This is a genomic window from Robertkochia aurantiaca (genome assembly GCF_020166495.1).
GTDB lineage: Bacteria > Bacteroidota > Bacteroidia > Flavobacteriales > Flavobacteriaceae > Robertkochia > Robertkochia aurantiaca.
Window position 1 is genome coordinate 35651 of the sequence record NZ_JAINZS010000002.1, and the last position, 19812, is coordinate 55462.

15 protein-coding genes are annotated in these 19812 nt (G+C 43.3%); 8 read left to right on the forward strand and 7 right to left on the reverse strand.

Features of this window, described 5'->3' with window-relative positions; all coding sequences use genetic code 11:
• Window positions 1–2: 2 nt before the first annotated feature.
• Window positions 3–1151, reverse strand: coding sequence for an N-acetylmuramoyl-L-alanine amidase (locus K7R10_RS02630; protein WP_224483135.1), 1149 nt, complete (start codon window positions 1149–1151; stop codon window positions 3–5).
• 133 nt (window positions 1152–1284) lie between these two features.
• Between K7R10_RS02630 and K7R10_RS02635 the strand changes: the two genes are divergently transcribed.
• On the forward strand, window positions 1285–3966 hold the full coding sequence (locus K7R10_RS02635; RefSeq protein WP_224483136.1) for a putative LPS assembly protein LptD: 2682 nt from the start codon (window positions 1285–1287) through the stop codon (window positions 3964–3966).
• 37 nt (window positions 3967–4003) lie between these two features.
• Entirely contained in the window at window positions 4004–4384 is a 381-nt protein-coding gene (locus K7R10_RS02640) for a RidA family protein (protein ID WP_224483137.1), read from the forward strand.
• A gap of 56 nt (window positions 4385–4440) precedes the next feature.
• On the opposite strand, the gene K7R10_RS02645 is transcribed toward K7R10_RS02640, so the two are convergent.
• The 4 genes from K7R10_RS02645 to K7R10_RS02660 all read right to left on the reverse strand — a co-directional run bounded on the left by K7R10_RS02645 (window position 4441) and on the right by K7R10_RS02660 (window position 12087).
• A complete protein-coding gene (locus tag K7R10_RS02645; RefSeq protein WP_224483138.1) occupies window positions 4441–5295 on the reverse strand; it encodes an N-acetylglucosamine kinase in 855 nt (284 codons plus the stop codon).
• Between the two features lie 72 nt (window positions 5296–5367).
• Complete coding sequence (gap, locus tag K7R10_RS02650; RefSeq protein ID WP_224483139.1) at window positions 5368–6369, reverse strand: type I glyceraldehyde-3-phosphate dehydrogenase; 1002 nt, start codon at window positions 6367–6369, stop codon at window positions 5368–5370.
• Window positions 6370–6394: 25 nt separating this feature from the next.
• Window positions 6395–7381 carry a 6-phosphofructokinase gene (pfkA, locus tag K7R10_RS02655; RefSeq protein ID WP_224483140.1) on the reverse strand — a complete coding sequence of 329 codons (987 nt, stop codon included), beginning with the start codon at window positions 7379–7381 and terminating at the stop codon, window positions 6395–6397.
• Between the two features lie 269 nt (window positions 7382–7650).
• Entirely contained in the window at window positions 7651–12087 is a 4437-nt protein-coding gene (locus K7R10_RS02660) for a translocation/assembly module TamB domain-containing protein (RefSeq protein WP_224483141.1), read from the reverse strand.
• 90 nt (window positions 12088–12177) lie between these two features.
• Between K7R10_RS02660 and tsaD the strand changes: the two genes are divergently transcribed.
• From tsaD to K7R10_RS02690, 6 genes are read left to right on the forward strand one after another with little or no spacing between them, the layout of a single operon-like run.
• Window positions 12178–13200: a tRNA (adenosine(37)-N6)-threonylcarbamoyltransferase complex transferase subunit TsaD gene (tsaD, locus tag K7R10_RS02665; protein WP_224483142.1), complete on the forward strand. Its 1023-nt coding sequence runs from the start codon at window positions 12178–12180 to the stop codon at window positions 13198–13200.
• Between the two features lie 9 nt (window positions 13201–13209).
• On the forward strand, window positions 13210–13914 hold the full coding sequence (locus K7R10_RS02670; protein ID WP_224483143.1) for a 16S rRNA (uracil(1498)-N(3))-methyltransferase: 705 nt from the start codon (window positions 13210–13212) through the stop codon (window positions 13912–13914).
• Window positions 13915–13917: 3 nt separating this feature from the next.
• Entirely contained in the window at window positions 13918–14565 is a 648-nt protein-coding gene (locus tag K7R10_RS02675) for a DUF4159 domain-containing protein (RefSeq protein ID WP_224483144.1), read from the forward strand.
• A gap of 18 nt (window positions 14566–14583) precedes the next feature.
• On the forward strand, window positions 14584–15093 hold the full coding sequence (locus K7R10_RS02680; protein WP_224483145.1) for a TrmH family RNA methyltransferase: 510 nt from the start codon (window positions 14584–14586) through the stop codon (window positions 15091–15093).
• A gap of 58 nt (window positions 15094–15151) precedes the next feature.
• Complete coding sequence (locus K7R10_RS02685) at window positions 15152–16252, forward strand: AI-2E family transporter (protein WP_224483146.1); 1101 nt, start codon at window positions 15152–15154, stop codon at window positions 16250–16252.
• A 2-nt stretch (window positions 16253–16254) separates the two neighbouring features.
• Complete coding sequence (locus K7R10_RS02690; RefSeq protein ID WP_224483147.1) at window positions 16255–17439, forward strand: THUMP-like domain-containing protein; 1185 nt, start codon at window positions 16255–16257, stop codon at window positions 17437–17439.
• A 195-nt stretch (window positions 17440–17634) separates the two neighbouring features.
• On the opposite strand, the gene K7R10_RS02695 is transcribed toward K7R10_RS02690, so the two are convergent.
• Window positions 17635–18357 carry a M15 family metallopeptidase gene (locus K7R10_RS02695; RefSeq protein WP_224483148.1) on the reverse strand — a complete coding sequence of 241 codons (723 nt, stop codon included), beginning with the start codon at window positions 18355–18357 and terminating at the stop codon, window positions 17635–17637.
• 277 nt (window positions 18358–18634) lie between these two features.
• The gene (locus tag K7R10_RS02700) at window positions 18635–19810 is read right to left on the reverse strand and encodes an acyltransferase family protein (RefSeq protein WP_224483149.1); all 1176 of its coding nucleotides are present in this window, start codon (window positions 19808–19810) and stop codon (window positions 18635–18637) included.
• Window positions 19811–19812 lie beyond the last annotated feature (2 nt).

Below are 19812 nucleotides of genomic sequence, written 5' to 3' on the forward strand. Positions count from 1 at the left end.
CTCTAATTAGCCTGTGAATTGAACACTGAAGACAAACTCACTTTTTCCCCATTGCGAAAAGCCACTATAAAACAGGAAGGATAACCTTTTTCAACTGCAGTCTGCTGTAATTTCCGGGCTTCTTCCAGACTTTTGGCCTGCCCGTAGTAATAGCGGTACAGCGATTCAAACTGCTCCCTGCTCACCGGGCTTAAGCCGTTAAAATTGGAAGGTTCAGTATCGATCAGATTAGCCCCGGCAGCTATCTGCACCTTGAAAACAACATCTGCATCAGCGTTATCGGTTGGCTCTGACGATTGCCCGGCAACCGTCACCACAGATGTTTCTGATGCTTCCTGCGGAACGGTAGCCTCAAAACTGAAGTCTGCACCTACGTTTTCATCAACCACCTGCTTATACTTCTTGATAGCCTTGGCGATCGAGTTAGCCATCTGACTTTTTCCTTGACCTGAATTCAGGTATGATCCCTCCGGCTTATAGGTAAGAAACCCTGTTTCAACCAACACACTTGGCATAAAGGTTTGGTGAAGCACTATAAAGCCTGCCTGTTTCACACCGCGATTCTTTCGGTTCAGATCAAACGTAAAACTATCCTGAATGGCCTTGGCCAGCACGATACTCTGATCCAGGAATTCTTCCTGCATAATGGTAAGACCGATAAATGATTCCGGCGAATTGATATCATATCCGGCATAATTCACCTCATAATCCTCTTCCAGGTAGATCACCGAGTTTTCTTTCTTTGCCACTTCAAAATTCTGCTTATTGGCATGAAGCCCAAGCACGAAAGTCTCTGTTCCATGAGCTGAAGAACTGTGGGAATTACAATGTACAGAAACGAAAAGATCGGCTTTTGCCTTATTAGCGATCTCACCTCGTTTGAAAAGGTCGACAAAAACATCACTCTTTCGTGTATATACCACCTTAATACCAGGGTTTTGTTCCAGTATTCTTCCCACCTCGAGCACAATGCTCAGCGCGATATCCTTTTCCTTAAACCCATTTCCCAGATTCCCGGGATCATGACCTCCATGGCCGGCATCGAGAACCACCACAAAATCATCATCGTTATTGTTTCCTGTAACAGCATAAATGCCTGTGAAGAAAAATAAAACGAAACAGACCGGAATAAACTTGAGGTTTGTGATCATATTATATGGAACGAATCAAGGTGTGATTTTATTGGTAAAAAAATAAATCTATAATTAACAGACCAAAAAATATACGTAAGTTTGGCACGTTTTTAACCTGCCCAACCTCTGTACAAAAATAGGATTTAAAGCATTGCAAGCAAATAAACCTAACATACTTTTAGCGCTGTGTCTGCTGTTAACGGGTTTCGTACTTAAGGCGCAGGAAACGCCTAAAAGAACGGAGCTTAACATCCGTTCAGAGAAAGACACGCTTGCCATTCCCGTTACTGCCCAACCCCTTACCACTGCTGTTCAGGACACCACTGTACAAGACAGCATTCAGCAAGATACCCTGAAGCAGGGAATGATACAGGACCGCATAAAATACTTTGCCAAGGATTATATGCGCATGAGCCGAAAAGACAAAAAGATCTACCTCTATAACGAAGCAGAAGTATATTATCAGGAATACGAGCTCAAGGCGGGCATCATAGTGATCGATTATACCACCAATGAGGTGTATGCCGGTCGCATTAAGGATTCGGCCGGAAATTACACCCAGATCCCCTATTTTAAACAAGGGAACAATGTGGTGGAACCTGATTCGATCAGGTTTAATTTCGACACCAAGAAGGCTCTTATCTTTAATTCCCGATCAGAACAGTCTGTAGGCGAAGTGATGAAGGTTTATGCCGAGACAGTCAAAAAGGAAAATGACTCGGTTTACTTCCTGAGAGAGGGTCGGCTCACCACCTCTGAAGACACCGAAAACCCCGATTATTATATAAGGGTACGAAAAGGGAAGTTCGTCCCCAAGAAAAAGATTATCGCCGGTTTCAGCAATATGTACATCGCCGATGTACCCACACCTATCGCAGTACCTTTCGCTTATTTCCCCCTGGTACAATCGAATGCCAGTTCAGGTATCATCCTCCCTACTCCCGGACAATCGAACCTCAGAGGTTACTCGCTTCAGAACGGTGGATATTATTTTGCCCTTAGCGAGTACTTTGACCTGGCGCTGCTTGGAGATTATTATACCAATGGAAGTTACGGACTGAGAGTCGAAAGCAATTACGCCAAGCGTTACAAGTTCAGAGGGGGGTTACGGTTTCGGTATGAGAACCTGATCAACAGCCAACGAGGATTTCCTGATTACAGCCGAAGCACCATCTACAACATTCAGTGGAATCATAACCAGGATCCCAAAGCGAATCCAAACTCCAGGCTGGCAGCATCGGTGAACTTTGGTAGCAGCCAGTACTATCAGCAATCGGTCAACCAGCTGAACACCCCGAACTTCCTGAACAACACCCTGCAATCGTCGGTGTCTTATAACAAAACCTTCTCTGGCTACCCTATGGTCAACATGAATGTTACGTCATCGATCAGCCAGAATACACGAACACAATCGGTCAACCTTACCCTGCCCACCCTGCAGGCAAGTATGGAACGAATATTTCCATTTGCCAGCAGAACCGGCGCCAAACGGGGTATCATTCAAAACATCAACTTTCAGTATAACGGGCGTGGAGAAAATCGCATCAACACCGTTGATACCCTTTTGTTCAGGAAAGAGATGTTCGACGACGCAAGGGTCGGATTTCAACATTCGATACCGATCAGCACCAACTTCAAGTTGTTTAAGTATTTCAGCACCACGGTAGGTATGAACTATAATGAAGTCTGGCAAATAGAAACCATCAGGCGTGATGATTACGATCAGGTACTCGACCGTGCCGTGATCGATACCGTTAGTGGGTTTGATCGTTTCGGTACCATGAACCTCAATGCCAGTCTAGGTACCACCTTATACGGTACATTCCTTTTCGGAGAAGATAAAAAGATACAAGCCATACGTCATACACTTCGTCCCAGTGTAAGTTACGGTTACACCCCCTCATATGAAGATCAGTATTATGACGAATACGTAGACCAAAACGGCGTGGTTCAACAATACACCCGATTTGAGAACGGCTTGTTCGGCCGTCCCGGTCTCAATGAATCCAACAGTGTATCCCTCTCTCTGTCTAACGTTTTCGAAGCAAAGGTAACCGATAAGGATACCACCAAGACTGAGCCTAAAAAGATTATGCTGCTCAATAACCTGAACTTCAGCACCGGTTATAATTTTGTAGCTGACTCCCTGAACTGGAATCCCGTTCGCATGAGTGGTAATACACAGTTCTTCGACAAGAAGATGAATGTGAACTTCAATGCAACCCTCGACCCTTACGCCCTTGATGCCGCCGGTAACCGCATAGACATGCTGAATGTAAATAATGGCGGTAGCTTATTCAGGCTGTCCAATGCTAATATGAACGTGAGTTATTCACTTAACAGCAAATCCTTTCAGGGAGGTGCAGATGAAGTAGACAATACTCAAAGTGGAGGCCGTGACGATGATTTGTTCGGAAGATCACAGGATTTCAGCGACCGAAGAACCTTTTTAGATGAAGAGGAAGATGAATCTGCCACCGAATCCTCCGCCTATAATTCAGCTATCCCGTGGGATCTGCGGTTAGCCTATTCCCTCACCTACAGCAATAACCGAAGGCAAAGCGAGATCACCAATAACTCCCTGATGTTCTCCGGTAACGTAAAGCTTACACCCCAGTGGGATGTAGGTATTTCGTCAGGATACGATTTTAAACAAAAGGGATTTACCTACACGCAATTGCGGTTTCGCAGAGATATGAAGAGTTGGGTAATGAACTTCAACTGGGTACCCTTCAGCACCCGGGCATCATGGTTTTTCTTTATTGGGATCAAATCTTCGATGCTCAGCGATATCAAATGGGAGCAAAGAAGAGAACCTGACAGAAGGCTGTAGCCCCTGTTTAGATACATAACCAATTAACCCATATAATATGAAAAAGGTCATTAAAAGCCAGAAAGCCCCGGCTCCGTTAGGACCCTACAACCAGGCTATTCTCAGTGGAAACACGCTTTACCTTTCGGGGCAGGTCGGTATCGATCCCGCTAAGGGAGAAGTTGTTCCCGGTGGCGTTACCAGGGAAGCCGAACAGGTAATGAAGAACCTGCAGGCCGTTTTGGAGGAAGCAGGTTACAGCTTTCAGGATGTGGTTAAAACATCCATCTTTCTCAAAGACATGAATGACTTTACCAAAGTTAACGAGGTTTACGGAAGTTATTTCGATGAAGATACAGCTCCTGCCAGAGAAACGGTAGAAGTCGCCAACCTTCCCAAATTCGTACACGTAGAGATCAGTATGATCGCAGTAAAATAAAAAAACCGGCCTGTTTAGAAACAGGCCGGTTTTTTTTAGATTCTTATTTTCGATTATCAGGCAAACAATTCCTTATGATAATCGACGAGTCCGTCAATAGGTCTTCTCAATACCTTACCTAACTTAAGGTTTTGCTCTTCGAGCATTTCCCTGAGCTCAGCCTGCAGATAAAAAGAAATACTACCTACAAAATGCACCGGCACTTCGCGGGCCTGAGGGTACTGAAGAATATAATTCTGTATAAACAAACGCATGCCCTTTTTGATCAGCGCCTGCGCGTATTCTTCATCCTTATTCTGGATAAGGAACCGGGCAAAAGTGGCCAGAAAGGTGTTAGGGTTCGGCATTTTATACAGATGATTCTTAATGTGATCTTCGTCTAAATCATACTCTCTGGCAAATTTCGCAGCCAGCTTAGGCGGAATCTTATGGAAATAATAATCCCGCAATAACTGCCTTCCGAAATAATTTCCGCTGCAGTCATCCATCAGAATATAACCCAGTGAAACCACCTTTTGCATGAGTTCGGTACCATCCCAGAAACTGCAATTCGATCCGGTACCCAATATGCATACTATGGCTGGTTCTTCGGCATTTATAGTGGCATAAATAGCCGCATACGTATCTTCTTTTACAGAAATACTGGCATGAACAAAATAGTCTTTGAATATTCCTTTCAGGAAATCGCGCATACGCTGAGTTCCACAACCTGCTCCATAAAAATACAGCTGTGTAACTTCTTTACGATGTTTATACAATTCGAAGTTATTGGTGAGTCGCTCAACAATAATCTCTTCGGTTAATACCTCAGGGCTTAACCCCAGGGTCTGGGTCATAAAAATTCGGTTTCCCTCTTCGTCCAGAGCGATCCAGTCTGCTTTAGTAGCACCGCTATCTACAATAAGAATCATAGGCTTTTCCATTTAACAGCGAATTCCTGCCCGAAAGCAGGAACTCCTGTCTTAATTGTTACTTTTAAAGATTTAGAGCGATGAAACGTGTTCTGCCAGGTCTACCAATTTGCTGGAATATCCCATTTCATTATCGTACCAGGATACCACCTTAAAGAATTTCGAATTCAGTTCAATACCTGCTCCGGCATCAAATACACTGGTACAGGTCTCTCCTACAAAATCAGTTGAAACCACAGCCTCCTCGGTATAACCCAAAATTCCTTTCAGATCTCCATCTGCATGTTTCTTCATCACCTTTTTGATCTCTTCGTAAGAGGTCTCTTTTTCCAACCGAACGGTAAGGTCTACCACAGACACGTCAGGAGTCGGAACCCTGAAGGCCATACCTGTGAGTTTCCCATCCAGGGAAGGAATCACCTTGGTTACCGCCTTAGCAGCACCGGTAGAGGCAGGAATAATGTTTACAAGCGCAGAACGACCACCTCTGTAATCTTTCCTCGAAGGACCATCAACCGTAAGCTGGGTTGCAGTAGTTGCATGAACCGTGGTCATAAGACCTTCTTCGATACCGAATTCATCGTTAAGCACCTTCGCAAGTGGTGCCAAACAGTTAGTGGTACAAGAAGCGTTTGAAACGATCTTATCTGAAGCTTTAACATCTTTATGATTTACTCCCATAACGAACATAGGAGCATCTTTGGAAGGAGCTGAGATCACAACCTTTTTGGCTCCTGCATCAAGATGCGACTGAGCTGTATCAAGGGTGGTGAAAATACCGGTACATTCTGCAACGACATCTGCTCCGACCTCATCCCACTTCAGGTTTGAAGGGTCTTTCTCTGCAGTAATCCTGACGGTTTTACCATCTACAACGAGGTGACCGTCTTTAACTTCGATCGTTCCGTCATATCTTCCGTGAACAGAGTCATATTCAAGTAAATAGGCCAGATGCTCTACATCCAGCAGGTCGTTAATTGCGACCACTTCCACATTAGAACGCTTGAGAGCACTTCTGAATACAAGTCTCCCGATTCTTCCAAATCCGTTTATACCAATTTTAACTGTTGACATATGCTAAATATTAAATTTTAAAGATTTATGTTGTCATTATTTCAGAAACACGTATCAACTCTTTGTTGATCTCCGTCTTTCCTTTGACCGCCTTATCCAAAGGAGTCAGATTAATTTTATCATTCTTGATGCCTACCATGAGATTCGATTGGCCATCCATAAGGGTCTCAACCGCTTTCACGCCCATTCGACTGGCAAGCACCCTGTCGAAACAGGTTGGGGTACCCCCTCGCTGTACGTGCCCCAGAACGGTTACCCTTATATCATAAAAGGGCATTTCTGATTCCACTTTCTGAGCCAGTTCGAATACATTCTCTCCGGTCTTATCACCTTCTGCGACCACGACTATAGAAGAGGTTTTCCCTGACTTACGGCTTCTTTTCAATGATTCCATCAGCCGGTCAAAGCCCAGATTTTCCTCCGGAATAAGGATCTCTTCTGCTCCTGCCCCAACACCTGCGTTCAGAGCTATGTGTCCTGCATCACGCCCCATCACTTCTATAAAGAAGAGCCTGTCATGAGAGCTGGCCGTGTCCCTGATGCGGTCAATGGCATCTACCACCGTATTGAGAGCCGTATCATATCCAAGCGTAAAATTCGTTCCGTAGATATCATTATCGATAGTACCCGGTATTCCGATAACCGGAAAACCGAACTCCTGGTTAAAGATCATTCCTCCGGTAAACGTACCGTCACCCCCAATCAGTACGAGAGCATCAATTTCATTGTTCACCAGGTGATCATAGGCCTTTTTACGGCCTTCCTTGGTTCTGAAATCTTTGGAACGGGCAGATTTCAGAAACGTACCACCACGGTTGATAATATTCTTAACACTTCTCGCATTCAATTCTTCCATATCTCCTTCGATCAGCCCCTGGTATCCTCTGTAAATTCCTACACAGGTGATCTTATGAAAAGCACAGGCGCGAACCACTGATCTGATGGCAGCATTCATTCCGGGAGCGTCTCCTCCCGAGGTCATAACCCCAATTTTTTTAAGGCTTTTTGGCATCTATTTTTTGTTTAAGCTTCGTAAAGCTACCAAAGAAAATTCAATTATATCAAATTGAAATCCCGAAAATTATGACAATCGGAATTTCAATCGTTTTCGTTTCAAAAAAAATTTTTCAGGGGCAGAAAAAACGGCACGGAAAAGGAAAAAACAGGGATTTTACCGTTTTAAAAACGAGTGATAAGATACAAAAAAAGCTATGATTTAATTGTGGCGAAAACTTCTCACCAAATGACTTAATTAACTGTCAGAAAAGCATGATCTGAAGGCTAAAGATCGTTATCATTTTCAGCGCCTCCCTTTTCCTCAGAATTGATCTTTACCAATCCGTTACCGAAACTTTTTTGTTTCTGAGGGGTCTTGGATATCCCCGGTAACCCTTCCTGCTCTTCTTCCTGCTTTCCAAAAAGCTTTCTGAGCAGTTCCCTGAAAGTATCGAAATCGACCTCATAAGAAAGACCTACGCCCTGGGTATACCCCTGTTGCTGGGCAAAGAACTGGGTGATCTCATTCTCCCGGTTGAAAATGGTTGCCCTCAGTGTCCCGTCTTCATTAAGCAATATCTGTACCTCGACATTTCCGGCTACCACACTTTCAGAGACTCCGCCTATCGGCATTCCTATCTTACCATTGATCAGCACGCGATCACTGATCTGAGTAGAAACGGTCACCCCAAGACGGTCTTCGGTTACAAAGTCCTGCTCCGGGTTGCGCTCACCTACCTCATAAGACACCCCTACATCGAACTTACCATCTCCTGAATTCAATATATCGTTAAACATGCTCGATGCTGTTTGTGCCAGGTTACCGGTCAGGGCCTGGTTTCCGATACTGAACTCATTGATGAAGGTACCCTGTGACAGCAGTGAAAAAACCTGGAGTTCTCTTTTGGTCTCATCTTCCAGTCGATACTGTAATTCTGAATTGGTAACAGCAGATGCAGTCGGGAATTCGATCTGATATTCGAACCTGGGTTGCATAAGCTCACCCATCATATGAATCCTTACCTCGGTTTCTATCTTCCGGGTATATTGCGCATTGTCAAGCAGTACCGACGGGTTTGCGTTCAAGGAATACTGCGCCCAGATATCGACATTAGCTCCCAGCGGATCTCCTTCCCATACAATACTTCCGTTGGGAAGCACTTTGAAGGTCTTATCGATAATACCTCCGTACTTAAAGTTATATTGCCCGTCGAAGGTCAAAAAGTCTCCCCACATTCTGAATTTCCCGTTGGTGTTCACCTCGATCAGCAGGTTCCCTGCACCGCTTCCCCTCAGGGAGCTGCCTGTCTTTTGATCAACTACGATCTCGATATCGGCTTCCGGGGTTACATCCAGGTCGAATTGCATCTCCAGTCCCTGCACTTCTGCGAGTTGTCTTTTTCCATTGCCGTTTTCGGCATCGGTCTTATCGATGAAGTTTATATAAGAAAAATCCCCGATAGAGGTCTCGTCACTGATCGGAATCTTAAATACGGTTCCTTTTTCAGTACTGGCTGTTACCTCGATATTGATCAGTTCATCGGTTTGTCCGTAAATTTTTGAAGTCCCGCTTATAAAGCCTGTTCCGTAATATAGGGAGTTTTCTTCCTGCTCTGTATTCAATACCAGAAAACGGTCGCCCAGGGTATTGAAATCAAGGTCCAGGTACCAGTCGGTAAAGTAGTCATGCGTGATCACCCCCAAAAGATTTGCCTGTGTTTTATACTCGGTATCTGTAAGGGTGACATTATTAAAAACAATTGATTGTGAATTCAGAATAATATTTGCTCCCTGATTAAAGGCCACATCGAGATTGAGATACGGTATACGTAACCCTGCATCCTGCAGGCTGAGGGACCCATTGATATCGGGATTATTGATAGGGCCTTTCACTACAAAATTACCACTCGCATAACCACGAAGCTGATCTAATACCTCTCCGCCCAGCGGACTGAAAGGCTCAAGGTTCATATCCTGCATTTTTCCCTGCAGGCTGAAGTTCGATTCCTGGTTGCGGTAATTTATATCTCCGAAAATGTTAAGTACTTCCTTGTTATTCCTGACTATTTTGGTGTTGACACCATAATTTCTCAGGTTGTCGTTTCCAAAGATTGAAAGGAAGAAATTCCCCAGTACCACATCATTTACCGCAAAATCGGTGATCTTTACATTAGAAGAGGGGTAATAGTTCGTATTCTGTTGCAGGATATTCAGGTAACCGTCTACCGTACCGCGCATGTCAAGACTGTCTATGGCCGGAGTGATATTTTGTAATTCCACCTTTTCGAATTCCAGGTCTATATCTTTATAGGTGGTATCGATAAGGGTACCTTCGAGCCTGATTTCCTCATTCTTGTAATTCATGACTACCTGCTCGATATTAATGGTATCGAGAGAGTTATCAAAGATTACTTTATTCTGTCGGTTATTATTCTCATTGATGATCCATTCATGACCTTTAAAGCTCAGCTCAGAACGCTTCAATCCGATCACCGACTGCCGCTTTTCGGTAAAGGTGTGATAGAAGTTAAGGCTATACCTGTCGTCGTACTCCTCCCCTCCCTTGAATTCGGTGCGGAAGAAAAGGGTATCCTTGATCTTAGTGTTTATCAAACTGAAATTTGAAACATCGTATACATTGCTCTTTATCTCAGATACCTCTACGTATGTATTAAATAGCGGATTCTTGTTGTCAACATTCAGGTTAATGTTTTCGAAAACATTGCCATAGGCATCGATGAGCGGAGATCTGAAGGTGAGTTTAAAGTCGCCTTCATCAGCCTCCATACTTCCCCTGATGAAGGTATTGCTCCCAAATTCGATCTCGGGAAAGAACACCTCTACGATCTTATTATATATCTTCAGATTGAAGTCCAGGTTTTGTCCCGGAGTAATTTTATAAGGATCATAATTGGTATAAATGCTACCAACGGAGTTCATCACCAGTTTATCGATCTCTCCGATCTTAAAGACCCCTCTAACATAACCGGTGATAATATCGGGTGAATTTACCTCTATCACCCTTTCCTCCCCCTCAAATCGCGAGCTTATAGAGAAATCTTCAAAATAGAAAGTATCATCTTCGTTGGTATACTGGGTATTGCTAAAGTTCAGTTCCCCTCTGAAGTTATCGATGCTGCTGCCCTGGGCGTTCATTTGTATTCTACCCTGAAATACCGCCAGGCTGTCCCTTTTGAATAAATTTAGCGTATTCAGTTCTATTCGATTCACATCGGCAACGAAATTGAATTCATTATTTTCTCCTGAAAGATCAGCAAGCCCCTCGAAATCCACATCGAAATTCTCATCTCCTGCGGTAAGTTTCCCGTCAAAAAGCTGATCTTTTATCACTCCCGAAACCCTGATGTCATTATATTCATAGCCATTATAATTCAGCTTGAAGATCTTCCCGATCACCTCGGTGTTCAGTGTATTTTTATTAAAGCCTTTTCCGTCAACATCGACGTCAAGTGTGGTGGTTCCCAAAGCTGAACTTTCTATATAGCCTCCCAGGTCAAAATCGTTAAGAGAAAGGAAGCCTTTGTAGGAGGCCTGGTCGATATTATCGATATTGGTCAGGGTAATATCTGAATAAGCATTACCCAAGGCAGTTTTTAATTCAACCTTGGAATAGATTTTTTCAGTCGTGAGGTCTATTCTTCCTCCGAGATTGAATTGTCCGAATCGCTCAAAGGTGGAAGGCAGTGTATTACCCAGCAGATTGGGCATTAAACTGACCAGCTGTGAATAATTGGAACTAATATTCTGTATTCTGGCATCCATCCTGAAGCGGTCATTATTCTCGATCAGGTTCTTGAAATAAAAATCACCCTTCACAGATGTGTTTTCAGAGCGCAGGGAAACATCTTCCAGATTCAGATCATTGAGTACCCCTGAGAATGATGCAGACATATCGACCTTTCTCCTTGTACCGAATTCACTATAGAATTTATTGAGTTCATTCAATGATAAGGTGCTGTTCTCAAAACGCCCGTCAATCTTCACCTTGTTGATGAAATCAGCAAAATCTTCACGATTGTAGTTAAAATGTATATAGCCATTTACTTCAGACTCCGGAGTTTCCAACTTCAGTGAATCGATCTTCATAGCCTCTTTTGAATAGGTAAAGGAGGCCTGAAGGTGTTCCATGGTAACCCCCCTGGCGGTTTCGAAAGCGAGATCTCTGATATCAAGACTTACATTAGGTCCTTCAATTCTGAAATCATCGGCAGCAGCGGTGATCTGTTCAAGTCCCAATAGCCGGGCATTTTCTTTATTCTTATCGATCATCAGGAAGCGGCCGGATTGTATCTCGATACTACTGGCGGTCATGACAAAGGGTTCTCCGGTAGACTCTCCGCTGTCAAGTTTTTCGACAAAGACATCCAGGTTGGAATTATTCTCCCCTTCATATGTTGTGATGTTGAGGTACAGGTCATGCCCTTCGATATCGCCGAAGCTCAGATCCCCTCTGGCGATATCCTTCAGATTCAAAAGGGAGGTGTTAAGCCTGCTGGCATAAATCAAAGTGTCACCCTGATAGTCTTCAATGTAAACCTTTCTCAGGCTTACATCTCCAAGAAATAAAGAGATATAAACATCTTCAACCTGAATTTTAGTATTGTAGGTCTCGTTCAGCCAGGTGGTAAGTTTATTGGCAATGCCGTTTTGTACCGGAGGAAGCGACAGAAATACCCCGGTGATCAAAAAGATCCCGATCAATACCAGGAAGGTCCTAAATAATATTTTTCTTAATTTCCGGATAGGCCTTTAAATTATAACTTTGCAGTCAATTTTCGTTCCAAAGATAAGATGAAAACCAAAGATGTGATTATACTTGCCATAGAATCTTCATGTGATGATACGGCAGCCGCTGTACTTTGCAATGACCGCGTTCTGAGCAATGTCGTTGCAACCCAGGAAATACATGAAGCCTATGGCGGGGTTGTTCCCGAACTGGCCTCCAGGGCACACCAGCAGAACATAGTACCCGTCATTCACCAGGCACTGAAACAGGCAGGGGTCGAAAAAAACGAACTTTCAGCCATTGCCTTTACCAAAGGACCGGGTCTCATGGGCTCATTACTGGTAGGAACATCTTTTGCCAAATCTCTGGCTATGGGGCTGAACATACCCCTGATAGAGGTAAATCACATGCAGGCACATATTCTCGCCCATTTCATAGAAGAAGATAACAATAAGAAACCGCAATTCCCATTTTTAGCACTGACAATCAGCGGGGGTCACACACAAATCGTAAAGGTGAACGGATTTTTCGAAATGGAGGTGATCGGACAAACCCAGGACGACGCTGTGGGAGAGGCATTCGATAAATCTGCAAAAATACTGGGGCTGCCTTATCCCGGAGGTCCGGTTCTTGACAAACTTGCACAGCAAGGAAATCCCAGGGCCTTTGAATTTCCCATTCCCAAGGTTGGAGGTCTTGATTTTAGTTTCAGCGGATTAAAAACCGCGGTGCTGTATTTCGTTCAGAGAGAAACGGGGAAAGATCCAGAATTCATCGAAAAAAACCTCAACGACATCTGTGCCTCTGTTCAGTATACCATCGTACAGATCCTGATGAAGAAACTTAAAAAGGCGGTCAAAGAAACCGGTATTCGTGAAATTGCAGTGGGTGGAGGAGTCTCCGCTAACAGCGGAATCAGGAAAAGCCTTACCGATGCCCGAAATAATTTGGGCTGGAAAACCTATATCCCTAAATTTGAATATACCACCGACAATGCGGCCATGATCGGAATTGTAGGGTATTTAAAATATCTGGAAGGCGATTTTGCTGACCAGCGTGTAGCAGCCAAAGCCCGCTACTCAATCTAATTTCAGCATATGCAGTTATTTTTCGCACCAGACCTCGATAAGAACAGTAAAATCTACGACTTTTCTAAGGATGAAAGCAAGCATATCGCCCGGGTTCTGAGAAAGAAGGAGGGTGACATCTTATACATAACCAATGGTAAGGGCTATCTTTTTGAAGGCAAACTGACCAACATAGACCAGAAGAAATGTTCGGTTGAATTGATCAGCAGCCGTTTACAACCTAAAAAGAGGTACCGCCTGCATATGGCCGTGGCTCCAACCAAGATGAATGAAAGATACGAATGGTTCCTTGAAAAATCGACTGAAATCGGTATCGATGAGATCACCCCGCTAATTTGTGATCATTCTGAAAGAAAGAAAATAAAGAATGACCGGTTCGAACGAATCATTCAGACCGCCTTGAAACAGTCATTGAACTGTTACCTGCCTCAGTTGAATGAGGCTATCGGTTTTCGTGATTTCATCGATAAAAAGCAAAAGGCCCAGTTATTTATCGCTCATTGTAAAGAAGACGAACGATATGACCTTAAACGGCATATAATGCCTGACAAGGAAGTTTTGATCCTTATAGGCCCCGAAGGAGACTTTTCAGATGAAGAAATACAACTCGCCATACAGGCCGGATATTACCCGGTCTCGTTGTCTGACAACAGACTGCGTACAGAGACTGCTGCCATCGTTGCCTGCCACATCGTATCAATGATAAATAACTGACACATGTTAAAAAGAGTTCTTATCATTATATCGCTAACACTTGTATCAAATGCTCTCAGAGCACAGGACATAGCTGTTCTCAAATATCAGGGGGGAGGTGACTGGTATTCCAACCCAACAGCCTTGCCCAATCTCATCGCTTTTTGCAATTCAGAGATAAATACCAGAATCAATGCGAAGCCTCAAGTGGTTGAGACGGGAAGTGAAGACCTTTTCCTGTACCCGTATGTTCACATGACCGGCCATGGTAATGTATTCTTTGATGAAGATGATGCGATCAATTTAAGAACCTATTTGCTCGCAGGCGGGTTTCTCCACATAGACGACAACTATGGGATGCAGCCCTATCTCGTAAAAGAATTGAAAAAGGTATTTCCCGATAAAGAACTGATCGAGTTACCGGCCGATCATCCCATATTCACCCAACATTTTAAATTTCCCGGCGGCCTTCCTAAAATTCATGAGCACGACGGCAAACGACCCCAGGCTTTTGGTATTTTCGAAAACGACCGGCTGTTACTCCTGTTTACCTATGAAAGTGATCTGGGCGACGGGTGGGAAAACCCCGAGATTCATAACGACCCTGAAGAAGTGAGGCAAAAGGCTCTGCAAATGGGTGCCAATATCATCGACTACGCTTTCAAACACTGACTTCCCGAACTTCCCGGTATGGAAAAACAATTGGAGCACGAAGAAATAAACTTTCCGGAAAAAACCTTTGAACTGATCATTGTCTGCCAGGCTATGACCAGCGCCTCAAATACGGGGTCGATATTTCGTCTGGCCGATGCTTTCGGGGTGAAAGAGATCATCTTTACCGAAGTTCAGCCGGTATTCACCAGAAGAATGCAGAAAACCTCCCGCGCTACCCATCAGACTGTAAATCATTCATTCAGTGATGATACCTGCTCCTCACTTAAGGAGCTCAAAAGAAACGGTTATCATCTCATGGGGTTGGAGATCACCCGGGAAAGCCGGCCGCTGGATACCATTTCGTTACATAAACATGATAAAATTGCCCTGATTGTCGGAAGTGAAAAATTCGGACTGAGTGCTGATGTCATCGATCTTTGTGATCAGGTTTCTCATATAGAAATGTACGGCAGAAACAGCAGTATGAACGTCACCCATGCCGCTGCCATAGCACTTTATAAAGTCAGCGCGCACTTGAAAAAATGAACAAATTTTTATCATCTCATAAAATAGAATTACCTTTTGTCTTCCAACCTGAATTGATATGAACGCTAAGACTATAGCCAACGGCATACTTCGGGCCGTGGGAATCCTTATTTTGATCAGCCTGATACTTTTATTCGTCTATAAGGTAAGGTCTATCATTGCCTATATTCTTATCGCGGTAGTGGTTTCACTGATAGGAAGACCGCTTATTCTTCTTTTGCGCAGAAAATTGCGCTTTAATAATACGGTGGCTGTGGTGATTACCATGGTGCTGATGTCTGCGGTTTTTGTAGGACTGATCTCCTTATTCATTCCGCTCATCATAGAACAGGGAAAAAACCTGTCCCTTCTCAATATCAAGAACCTGCAGCTCAATCTTCGTGACCTTTATGAACAGGTGGCCGATTATTTCCAGATCAACCGTTATCAGGTCGAAAGATCGGTAGAAGAGTCTCTTAGAAGGTCAGACCTGGTCTCGAGGTTTAATTTCTCTATGATTACTGATCTTCTTAATCCGATTATGAGCGGACTGGGGAGTTTTGGTTTCGGTTTTTTCACCGTTATATTCATTGCATTTTTCTTTATGAGAGACAGCAAATTGTTCCAGAATACGCTATTGCTTTTCATACCAGATTCAGAAAAGCAAAAAGTGGTCAACAGTATCGACAAGATCAAGAACCTCCTCTCCCGTTATTTTATCGGGTTGTTGATCCAGATCACCATCTTATTCTTCTGGTATACCGTCATACTGCTTACATTTGGAATAGAAGACGCATTCGTAATTGCCTTTTTATGCGCCTTGCTGAACCTTATACCCTACATCGGGCCTATTATCGGGGGCGTTCTTATGGTGATACTTACCATGTCCAGCAACCTGGGTGAAGATTTCAGCACCGTGATATTTCCAAAAGCCATCTATGTCTTTATAGGTTTTGTTGCGGGCCAGCTGATCGATAATTTCTTCAGCCAGCCTTATATATTTTCAAGCAGCGTGAAGTCACATCCGCTTGAGATATTCCTGGTGATCATCGTGGCCGGTGTCTTATTCGGGGTTACCGGAATGGTACTGGCAATTCCTGCCTATACAGCCCTCAAGGTTATTTTGAAAGAGTTCCTTTCTGAAAACGAGATCGTGAGATCGATCACCAAAGATCTTTAGGTATGAATTCCCGTATTTCAGACCCTGACGTACAGAGGTTTATAAAAGAACACCTTCATGATGACCCGGGGCAGCTGGCACTTAAAGGGATCGGCTTAAAAGGAGTCTCAGACCGCGAGGTACTGCAGCAAATAACCGCGAAACAAAAAGCCCTTGACAAACTTCCATTATGGGCACGTACAGAAGGTATTATCTATCCCGAAAAAATCTCTGTCGAACAAACCTCTTCTGAACAGACAGCTCGGTATAAATCGCAGCTCCTTCCTTATGAACAGGTAATTGATCTCACTGGAGGATTTGGAATAGACAGTTATTTTTTTTCACTCCTGGCAAAAAAAGTCATTCATTGTGAGATCAATACGGAACTTTCAAAGATCGCCCGCCACAATTTTCAAAAACTGGGTGCTACCAATATAGAATGCCATACCGGTGACGGACTGGAGTTTTTAAAAATCAATAACCGAATCTTCGATCTTATCTATGCAGATCCCGCGAGAAGAGACCGATCGAAAAAGAAGGTCTTTATGCTCGAAGACTGCCTGCCGGATATAGCTGCTACCCTGCCCGGGTTATTCGATCATGGAGAAGCCGTCATGGTCAAGACCTCACCCCTGCTCGATCTGCAGGCCGGTATCGAATCATTCAGATTTGTGAATAGTATTCATATCATCAGTCTAAAGAATGAAGTCAAGGAACTGCTGTGGATCCTGAAGAAAGATGCGGGTACTGATCCGCTCGTGCACGCAATGAACATTCATAACGAGCAAACAGACCCCTTAACTTTTCGTCTGAGTGAGGAAGCTCAGAGTACAGCAAATTTTTCTGCACCCCTTAAATACCTGTACGAACCCAATGCCGCGGTTATGAAGTCGGGGTGTTTTACCCTGCTTACACATAAGTTTGATTGCTACAAACTGCATTCACATACCCATTTATACACCAGTTCCAAGCCTGTAGAGTTTCCGGGAAGGAGTTTCTTAATTGAACGTATTCTTCCCTACAATAAGAAGCTTCTCAAAAAAGACGCTGAACTGCAAAAGGCAAATATCACTATTCGTAATTTTCCTGATACCGTGAACCAGATACGCAAGAAAACGGGAATAAAGGAAGGAGGGGAAAAATACCTCTTCTTCTGTACAGACCTGCAAGGGAAAAAGATCGTTATCGTTTGTTCTAAATATCCTTAATCTGCGAATTCTAAACCGGGGATTTCCTTTTTGACCCCATGCATTAACCGATCTCTATCAGACTCAACAAGCAGGCAATAACAAGCTTTCACCCATACTGTCGGAAATCTCGATTATATCAGGTTTACCTGCCCTGAAGCTCTTTTTAGCTGAACTGTATTTTAGAGGAAAGCACTGAGTCGTGCCCCTTTAAACTTAAAGGCAATCCCAGGTAAAATTCGCAACCTCCATATTCAGGGTTGGCCCGTAATTGTAATGCCACCATTCGGAAGTAATGGCATTGAAGCCATGTGATTCCATAACCGTTTTCAGCATTTGGCGATTTTCAATAACTTCTTTCGGAAGATCAGTATAAGCATGGCGGGCTTCGGGACCAAAGAAGTCAAAGCCTGTTCCCATGGGAATCTCGTTACCTTGCAGATCGACCAGGGTAATATCAACGGCCCCGCCTTTATTATGAATGGATCCTTTTGCAGGGTCAGCTACATATGTAGGATTCGGTTCGATCTCCCACATTTTCTTCTGAACGTCATGCGGGCGATAACAATCGAAAAACTTGATACGGTAGCCACGATCCATGAATTCCTTATTCGCCTCTATCAAGGCTTTGGCAGTTGTAGCACGTACATAACATTCGGCACAGTCATACACAGCTTTTTCCAAAAAATTATCGTTGGTTGCATATTTAAGATCATAACTGAAATCATCACTGTAATCTGCCAGTCTTACAAAAACGGTATCAGCAATTGAATTCAATGCAGGAAGATCGCTTGATTCGGCCTTGACCGAAAGACTGTCTGTTTGTTGAGGCTCTGTACTTTTGTCAATAGCCTCCTGATATCCAGGAGTTTTCTTTTCCTTACAGGCTATCAAAAGAATTAATGAGGCAGCCGTGATGGCTGAATATAAAATTTTCATCTTGGTTATGGTTTGCTGAAAGATATGAAAAAGGAATAAACGGAGTAAAGAAGATCAAAAAGAAGATCTGAAACAAAATGCTTTCATAAAAAGTTAAAAAACAGTTAATTATCTGTTTGTCAGTAATTTATGGTTATTTTTTTGTATATTTACGGAACTATATCGGAGTGCCCAGCGGCTGAGAGTATATCCGTTGTATTCAATAGGTAATGCTATTGAAAAATATAGTATCAAAGGGAATAAAAATGGTAACACATTTTATATTCCCTTTGTTTTTTTATGCCTTTTGCAAGGATGTCTGTCTTAGTTTTTCCCTCCCCGACTTATATATTACCGGTCTTTTTACTCCGAATAATGGCCACAGCCAGGAAACTCTCCTTATCACAAACTCAAATACAAACCAACTGATAACAAAAGTTCCCAGTATCAGGATCAGAAACTCAATCATAAAGGGCAAATGAACCTTTAGCAAATAATATCCCAGAATTACTGTTACGGTCTGGTGAAGGATATAGAATGGATAAACAGCCTGATTTGCATATGATAACCAAGAAACATTTCTGTTCAGGTATTGAGAGGCATATCCGAAAATTACAATAATCCAGGCCCACATATTGAACACTTTAAAAAATCCTTCGGTAAGATGTATCAGTAAAGAATCTTTACCCAGAATGCGTATGGTTAGTAAAACCAAAAATGATATGATGGCTGCAACGAGCATTTGCTTTCGGATCTTTTGTGCGGTAACCCAGAAAACCTCCCTGATCTGTATCAGAACAAAACCGAAAAAGAACAACGTCAAACAGTTCACAAAATTGAACCAGTCCCAGACCAGGTTATGAGTAATCCCGAAGATGGGTTCCAGAAGTATTTCATATAAGTACAACGGCAACAGAAACCACAGTAAATGAAGTGGGCTTTCAGACAATTTATGTTCTAATACAGTCTTCCACCTGTTATGATTTCTCATCCTTATAAAAACCGGAACCAGGATTACTGAAAAAACCAGCAGGTAAGGCAGAAACCACAGGTGATGCCAACTGATATTTCCTTCCGGATATACACTGTTGGTAAAGGCCGGCCCAAGTAGAAAATCAATATAGCTCCCTTCATAAGCTCCCGATACCTTTCTTTCAAAAAATACCTGAGGCGGTACGATCACAAGCATACCAAATAGCAGGGGGATTAACAAACGGTAAAATCGTTCCCTGATGAACTGTCCCGAGGTTCGGTAACCGAGGGCAAAGGCAGTTCCCATTCCGGAGATGACAAATAAAATGGGTAATCGCCATTGATTGATAAAGTACATGGGGTAAGTGAGCCAATCAACCGGGTTTTCATATTTAATGTGCCACTGCCAGGGAACAAAGTACATCCCCACGTGGTAAAATATCAGCAGGGCGAAAACCAAAACCCTCAGCCAATCCAGATCGTATCTTCTTATTTTTTCCATAT

What these genes read in the sequence shown, in the direction of transcription:
- K7R10_RS02675 (WP_224483144.1), top strand. Translation starts at nt 13,918, where the DNA reads ATGTTAAAAAGAGTTCTTATCATTATATCGCTAACACTTGTATCAAAT.
- K7R10_RS02645 (WP_224483138.1), bottom strand. Translation starts at nt 5,295, where the DNA reads ATGATTCTTATTGTAGATAGCGGTGCTACTAAAGCAGACTGGATCGCT.
- K7R10_RS02690 (WP_224483147.1), top strand. Translation starts at nt 16,255, where the DNA reads ATGAATTCCCGTATTTCAGACCCTGACGTACAGAGGTTTATAAAAGAA.
- tsaD (WP_224483142.1), top strand. Translation starts at nt 12,178, where the DNA reads ATGAAAACCAAAGATGTGATTATACTTGCCATAGAATCTTCATGTGAT.
- K7R10_RS02695 (WP_224483148.1), bottom strand. Translation starts at nt 18,357, where the DNA reads ATGAAAATTTTATATTCAGCCATCACGGCTGCCTCATTAATTCTTTTG.
- K7R10_RS02670 (WP_224483143.1), top strand. Translation starts at nt 13,210, where the DNA reads ATGCAGTTATTTTTCGCACCAGACCTCGATAAGAACAGTAAAATCTAC.
- K7R10_RS02685 (WP_224483146.1), top strand. Translation starts at nt 15,152, where the DNA reads ATGAACGCTAAGACTATAGCCAACGGCATACTTCGGGCCGTGGGAATC.
- K7R10_RS02680 (WP_224483145.1), top strand. Translation starts at nt 14,584, where the DNA reads ATGGAAAAACAATTGGAGCACGAAGAAATAAACTTTCCGGAAAAAACC.
- gap (WP_224483139.1), bottom strand. Translation starts at nt 6,369, where the DNA reads ATGTCAACAGTTAAAATTGGTATAAACGGATTTGGAAGAATCGGGAGA.
- pfkA (WP_224483140.1), bottom strand. Translation starts at nt 7,381, where the DNA reads ATGCCAAAAAGCCTTAAAAAAATTGGGGTTATGACCTCGGGAGGAGAC.
- K7R10_RS02630 (WP_224483135.1), bottom strand. Translation starts at nt 1,151, where the DNA reads ATGATCACAAACCTCAAGTTTATTCCGGTCTGTTTCGTTTTATTTTTC.
- K7R10_RS02700 (WP_224483149.1), bottom strand. Translation starts at nt 19,810, where the DNA reads ATGGAAAAAATAAGAAGATACGATCTGGATTGGCTGAGGGTTTTGGTT.
- K7R10_RS02640 (WP_224483137.1), top strand. Translation starts at nt 4,004, where the DNA reads ATGAAAAAGGTCATTAAAAGCCAGAAAGCCCCGGCTCCGTTAGGACCC.